A 6,016-nucleotide genomic window follows, 5' to 3' on the forward strand; every position below is an offset into this window, starting at 1 on the left:
GGACGCCGATAACCTCGAGAAGCGCGGTTACGGTCGCTACTCGATTCGCCACTCGCTCTGGCGTGCACTGTTGGCCATCGTGGTATTCCAGGCTGTGATCTATGCGCTGGGTGGCTGGACAGCCGTAGGGTTGTGCTTGACCTCGATGGTGATTGCTCGCTTCTGGGTCGAGGCTTTCAACTATTACCAGCATTTCGGCCAAGTGCGCGTGGTCGGCGCGCCGATCGAGAAGCGACATGTCTGGAACCATTACGGGACGCTGTCGCGGCTGTATGCGTTCGAAATCACCAACCACGCGGACCATCATCTCAATTCCTATATTCCCTATTACAAGCTGGTGCCGGATCGTGAGGCGATCATCATGCCGAGCATCATTGTCTGCTTCCTCTCGGGGTTCGTTCCGTCCCTCTGGTACAACGCGATCATCAAGCCCGCACTCAAGCGTTGGGACAACGAGTATGCCTCGCCTGCCGAACGGCGCCTCGCGCGCGAACAGAATCGTGAGGCTGGGTGGGAGGACTGGTTCGATGACGAGGACGGTCGCGCCAAGCAGCCCGACGGACCCTCGTTCGCCCACGGCTGACGCTCACGATTTTCCAACTGTGGCACGGGCGTACTGATGACGTACGCCCCGTTTGACCCTTGCCACTGCTGTCTCTCCCGAGTGATGCAATGCGAAGCTTTCTTCAATCAGTTTTCGGCAAGGCAAAGCCGAAGCAAGTTCGAATCCTGCCTCAGGGTGTCACGATCACGGTCGATCCGGGACAGACGTTGCTCGAGGCTGCGTTGGCCAATGGTTTCGCCTACCCCCATGACTGTACGGTCGGCACTTGCGCCTCGTGCAAGACGCGCCTGAAACAAGGGCGTGTTCGGGAGGCTACCCCGTTTGGCTACACGCTGTCGAAGGCCGAACTGGAGGCGGGCTATATCCTGGCTTGCCAGGCGGTTCCGCGCGATGAGCTCACTGTCGTCGAGATCGATCCGCCTTCGGCGGAACTGCCGGTCTCGGAGAAGTTCTCTGCACAGATCGTCGCGACGGAGCCGCTCACCCATGACATTCTCAAGGTGACAGTCCAGGCAGATCGGCCGGTCCACTATGTCGCCGGCCAGTATGCAAATCTGCGGGTGCCGGGTTCTTCCCGTTTCCGCAGCTACTCTTTTGCCAACGCGCCGCAGCGAAAAGGCCGCTCGGTCTTGGAGTTCTATATCCGCAAGGTCCCGGGAGGCCAGTTCACCGAAGCGCTGTTTTGCGGCGAGCTCGATTCTCAGTCGCTGGAGATGGAGGCGCCCCAAGGCGCCTTTCATCTGCACGGTGGTGATGGGCCCATGGTGTGCATCGCTGGTGGAAGCGGACTGGCGCCATTGATCAGCATCCTCGAGCACGCGCGGATAAATCGCATCAAGCGCGACTGCACGCTGCTGTTTGGTGCGCGAACCCAGGGCGATCTGTACCAGCTGGACGTGATCCGCAATATCGCCGCCAACTGGCAGGGCGAGTTCAGTTTCATCCCGGTGCTTTCGCACGAGCCGGACTCGAGCTCGTGGACCGGTGCGCGCGGTCTTGTCACTGAACAGATTGGCCCGAGTTTCCGTAAAGGCGCTGAGGGCTACATATGTGGCCCTCCACCGATGATCGATGCAGCAATTGAGCGGCTTGTCGAGCACGGCGTGCCGTTGGAGAAGATCTTCTACGACAAATTCACGGACGGCCGAAACGCTTAGTTCCGATTTAAAAATTGAGTTCGAAATACAAATAAGACGGAGGAGATCATGAATAAAAAAGTATGCAAAATTGGCGCGGTCGGTTTCATCGCATGCGTGCTCCCGGGTGTTGCAACCGCAACAGACGCCTTCAACCTCGTGGGGGTTGGGCCGGTTTCTCAGGGTATGGGCGGGGTTGGCGCAGCCTTTGATATTGGGCCCCAAGGAATGATGCTGAACCCCGCGACGCTTACTCAGATGCAGGAAGGCAAGCATATGGTGTTGGGAGCGGACATCGTTTCGGCGGGCTTGGAAGTCAAGAATACCGCCACAGGCGAGAAGGCCCGTTCCCATAGTCACGGGCGGAATAACGGCCCCTATATCGGGCCCGAGCTCGCTTTCTTGTGGCGCGCAGACAAACTGGCCCTTGGCGTCGGCGCCTTCGCGTCCGATGGCGTTGGAACCCAGTTTGGGCGCAGCAGCTTCCTCTCGCGTACCTCGACTAACTCGGTCGATACCGGACTGGACAATTACTCGCGTCTGCTGGTCTTGCGCATACCGGTCTCTGCTGCGTACCAGGTGAACGACAGGTTGTCCGTGGGAGCTTCTCTGGAGGCCGTGTGGACCTCGGTGAACCTGGGATTTCTGTTGGATACGACGCAGATCGGCACGTTGGCTGGTCAGGGCAGGGTGTCCGGTTCCCTGGTGCCTGGCTTGCTCAGCGTGCCGCAACTCTCAGCCGGGTATTTGGACATCAATAATCACCGTGCCACGGGTGGGGGCGTGGAGGCGTGGGGCGTCGGCGGGCGGCTTGGTGTTACCTACCAGCCGAGTCCCCAGACGCGATTTGGCGTCGCCTACAGCTTGAAGACGCGTGTGGGTGACTTATCCGGCGACGCCGACCTCACCGCAGTTAGTGCCGTGGCAGGCAATATTGGACTCCCGGGGAAAGCCAAGCTGCACGACTTCGAGATGCCTGCATCGTTGGTGGTCGGCATGAGTCATACATTCAGCGACCAGCTCACTGTCGCCTTCGACTACAAGCGAGTCTTCTGGAGTGACGTCATGGAGGACATCAGCGTGAGCTTCAAGCAGGCGGGATCTGGTGACACGCTCGATCTGAAGTTGCCGTTCAACTATCGGGACGTGAATGTGTTCTCGCTCGGAGCGCAATACCGCTACAACGCCAACTGGACCGTGCGCGCCGGCGCGCACTATGCCCAACTGGCGAGTCCTTCGAGCGGGACCCTGCCGATCATCCCGTCGACGCCGACCACGAACCTTACTGGAGGGTTCTCATACGCGTTCAGTCCTGAGGATGCGATTGATTTTTCACTAGCCTACGGTTTCAAGAAGAAGGTGCGTAACGATAGCTTGCCGATTACGGACAAGCCAATCGAGGTCTCGCATTCGCAGATTGCAGCATCGATTGCCTATACCAGGCGGTTTTAATGCTGGCACCCCTGATGTGACTACATAGCTCATCTCCTCGCCCCAAACTGGCGAGTTTGGCCCGGTCGCCTATGACCGGGCCTTTTTTGCATTTCCTAATGCATTCTGGCCGCTTGGGGGCAGCGTGGGTTCACCAGACCTGCTGTCGGGAGACCCATGCATGCCCCCAAGTGGTGGTTCAGCCCTTCAGTTCGGAGAAGTCTTCCTCGAAGAACTCCAACTCGCCCCGCGCGTTCTCACCCCGCGCCTCTTCGGCCTTTCGCAGTTCGACGCGGCGGATCTTGCCCGAGATGGTCTTGGGCAGATCGGCGAAGGACAGGCGGCGGATGCGCTTGTACGGGGCCAGGCGTTCGCGGGTGAAGGCGAAGATGTCCTTGGCGAGCTCCTTGCTCGGCTCCTGGCCGGCGACCAGGATCACGAAGGCCTTGGGCACCGCCAGGCGCACCGGATCCGGGCTCGGCACCACCGCGGCTTCGGCCACCGCCGGGTGCTCGATGAGCACGCTCTCGAGCTCGAAGGGGCTGATGCGGTAGTCGGAGGCCTTGAACACGTCGTCGGCGCGGCCGACGTAGGTGATGTAGCCGTCCTCGTCGATGCTGGCGACGTCACCGGTGCGATAGTGGCCATCGCGCATCACTTCCGCGGTCTTGGCCGGATCGCCGGAGTAGCCCACCATCAGGCCGACCGGACGGCTGTCGCCGAGCACCAGCGAGATCTCGCCCTCGGTCACCGGGTTACTGTCCACATCGAGCAGGGCGATCTTGTAGCCGGGCAGCGGGCGCCCCATGGAGCCTGGCTTGAGCGGCTGGTCGGGCGTGTTGCCGATCTCGGCAGTGGTCTCGGTCTGGCCGAAGCCGTCGCGGATGGTGATGCCCCAGGCCTTCTGCACCTGCTCGATGACTTCGGGGTTGAGCGGTTCGCCGGCGCCGATCAGCTCGCGCAGCTTGGTCTTGACCGCGGCCAGGTCCTGCTGGATCAGCATGCGCCACACGGTCGGGGGCGCGCACATGGTGGTGACCTCGTACTTCACCAGCACGTCGAGCAGAGCCTTGGCGTTGAAGCGGTTGTAGTTGTACAGGAACACGCAGGCGCCGGCGTTCCAGGGCGCGAAGAAGCAGCTCCAGGCGTGCTTGGCCCAGCCCGGCGAGGAGATGTTCATGTGGCGGTCGTTGGGCTTCAGGCCGATCCAGTACATCGTCGACAGGTGGCCGACCGGGTAGGACTGGTGGGTGTGCAGCACCAGCTTGGGCTTGGAGGTGGTGCCCGAGGTGAAGTACAGCAGCAGCGGATCGTCGACGCGGGTCACGCCGTCCGGGGTGAACTGGTCGGATTCGGCCGCGGCCTCCTCGAAGGCCTTCCAGCCGGCGGGCGCGCCGCCCACGGCGATGCGACCGAAGCTGCCCGGCAGGTTCTCGAACTTGTCGGTGTGGGCCTTGCCGATCACCACGTGCTTGACCTGGCCGCGCTCGACGCGGTCCACCAGATCCTCGGGGGTCAGCAGCGTGGTCGCCGGGATCACCACCGCGCCGAGCTTGATCGCGGCGAGCATGGTTTCCCACAGCGGCACTTCGTTGCCGAGCATGATCAGGATGCGCTCGCCACGCTTGACGCCCTGCTTGCGCAGCCAGTTGGCGACGCGGTTCGAGCGCGCCGACATCTCGGCGAAGCTCAGCTTCGATTCGCGGCCATCCTCCTCGATGATCCACAGCGCCGGGTTGTCGTTCCCCTTGGCCATGGCGTCGAAGTAGTCCAGCGCCCAGTTGAACTCCTTGAGCTTCGGCCACTTGAAGCCGGCGTAGGCGGTGGCGTAGTCGCTGCGGTGTTGCAACAGGAAGTCGCGTGCGGCGATGAATTCGGATATGTCGGTCATGAGTGTCTCCTCCGGAAGCGGGTTGGTATGGCGAGCAACTGAATATGGTTTGTCGCGTCGCGCCTGCTGGCCTGTGGTTTCGCGTTCGCACCCTGAGCGCGTGGTGGCTTCAGCAGGCAGTGTTCGTCGATGAGGGCGGAATGTCGAGCTCATTTGCGCAGTGCAACACAAACAGACCATACGGTCGGTATGGTAGGGCAGTTTCTGCGTTGCTGCCATCACGATCTAGCCCTCGAAGCAAGTATGTTTGCTGAGGACGGGCATCCACTTACGCGACCAGTTCGATGGGCGAACGTCCAGCGCTGCCAAGGGATTGCTACTCTGGCCGGTGACCCGCGAAAAAGTTGGCGAAGCGAGGGGTTGTCGGATAAGAGAATTCGATGTTGACATCATCGCACTAGATTGATAGTCTGGAAACAGAGAGGACGGTCGGTAAATAAGTGAAGCCCGAAAGCTGCAGCAGGTGAGCTCCAGGGTGTTTCAAGGCCGCGCTCGAAGGTGTTCGGTCCCCGAGAGAGATCGTTGTTACCAAGAATGGAGGAGTCTGTGGAAACTGTGACGGGGTTTGTTTCGGAAGATCAGGCGCAAGGCCTGTTCCGTGTCGCGCGTACCGCATTTACTGAGGACGCTGTCTTCAAGGCCGAGTACGAGGCTGTCTTCAACAAGTGCTGGCTCTATGTGGGCCATGAGTCCGAGGTCGCCAAGAATGGTGATTTCGTCCGGCGCAACATTGCCGGTCGTAACCTCGTCTTCAACCGCGATACGAGCGGCGCGTTGAATGTGTTCTTCAACGTGTGTCCGCACCGTGGTGCCGAGGTATGCCGTGAGAAACATGGCAACGCCAAACACTTCCAGTGCTTCTATCATGGCTGGATCTTTGGCGCAGACGGCAAGCTGAAGAGTCAGCCCGGCAAGGAGCGTTACACCGCGAACTTCGAAGAGCAGGCGAGAGGCAGTCTCGTCAGGGTACCGAGGTTTGCGAACTATCGCGGT

5 protein-coding genes are annotated in these 6,016 nt (G+C 60.7%); 4 read left to right on the forward strand and 1 reads right to left on the reverse strand.

Annotated elements, in window-relative coordinates; translation table 11 throughout:
- The 3 genes from RBT54_RS18035 to RBT54_RS18045 form a co-directional block, all read left to right on the forward strand.
- Nucleotides 1-583: fatty acid desaturase (locus RBT54_RS18035; RefSeq protein WP_320368376.1), on the forward strand; the 583-nt coding region annotated here is incomplete at its 5' end.
- An 89-nt stretch (nucleotides 584-672) separates the two neighbouring features.
- Nucleotides 673-1,722: a 2Fe-2S iron-sulfur cluster-binding protein gene (locus tag RBT54_RS18040; RefSeq protein ID WP_320368377.1), complete on the forward strand. Its 1,050-nt coding sequence runs from the start codon at nucleotides 673-675 to the stop codon at nucleotides 1,720-1,722.
- 48 nt (nucleotides 1,723-1,770) lie between these two features.
- Nucleotides 1,771-3,153, forward strand: a complete 1,383-nt coding sequence (locus RBT54_RS18045; protein ID WP_320368378.1) for an OmpP1/FadL family transporter — start codon at nucleotides 1,771-1,773, stop codon at nucleotides 3,151-3,153.
- A 178-nt stretch (nucleotides 3,154-3,331) separates the two neighbouring features.
- Here the strand turns inward: RBT54_RS18045 and RBT54_RS18050 are convergent, their stop codons facing one another.
- The gene (locus tag RBT54_RS18050) at nucleotides 3,332-5,023 is read right to left on the reverse strand and encodes an AMP-binding protein (protein ID WP_320368379.1); all 1,692 of its coding nucleotides are present in this window, start codon (nucleotides 5,021-5,023) and stop codon (nucleotides 3,332-3,334) included.
- A 546-nt stretch (nucleotides 5,024-5,569) separates the two neighbouring features.
- Between RBT54_RS18050 and RBT54_RS18055 the strand changes: the two genes are divergently transcribed.
- Nucleotides 5,570-6,016: Rieske (2Fe-2S) protein (locus RBT54_RS18055; RefSeq protein ID WP_320368380.1), on the forward strand; the 447-nt coding region annotated here is incomplete at its 3' end.

It is taken from the genome of Thauera sp., assembly GCF_034003485.1.
In the GTDB taxonomy this organism is placed as follows: Bacteria; Pseudomonadota; Gammaproteobacteria; order Burkholderiales; family Rhodocyclaceae; genus Thauera.

Coding starts and splice junctions, on each gene's coding strand:
- RBT54_RS18040 (WP_320368377.1), top strand. CDS start 673: ATGCGAAGCTTTCTTCAATCAGTTTTCGGCAAGGCAAAGCCGAAGCAA.
- RBT54_RS18045 (WP_320368378.1), top strand. CDS start 1,771: ATGAATAAAAAAGTATGCAAAATTGGCGCGGTCGGTTTCATCGCATGC.
- RBT54_RS18050 (WP_320368379.1), bottom strand. CDS start 5,023: ATGACCGACATATCCGAATTCATCGCCGCACGCGACTTCCTGTTGCAA.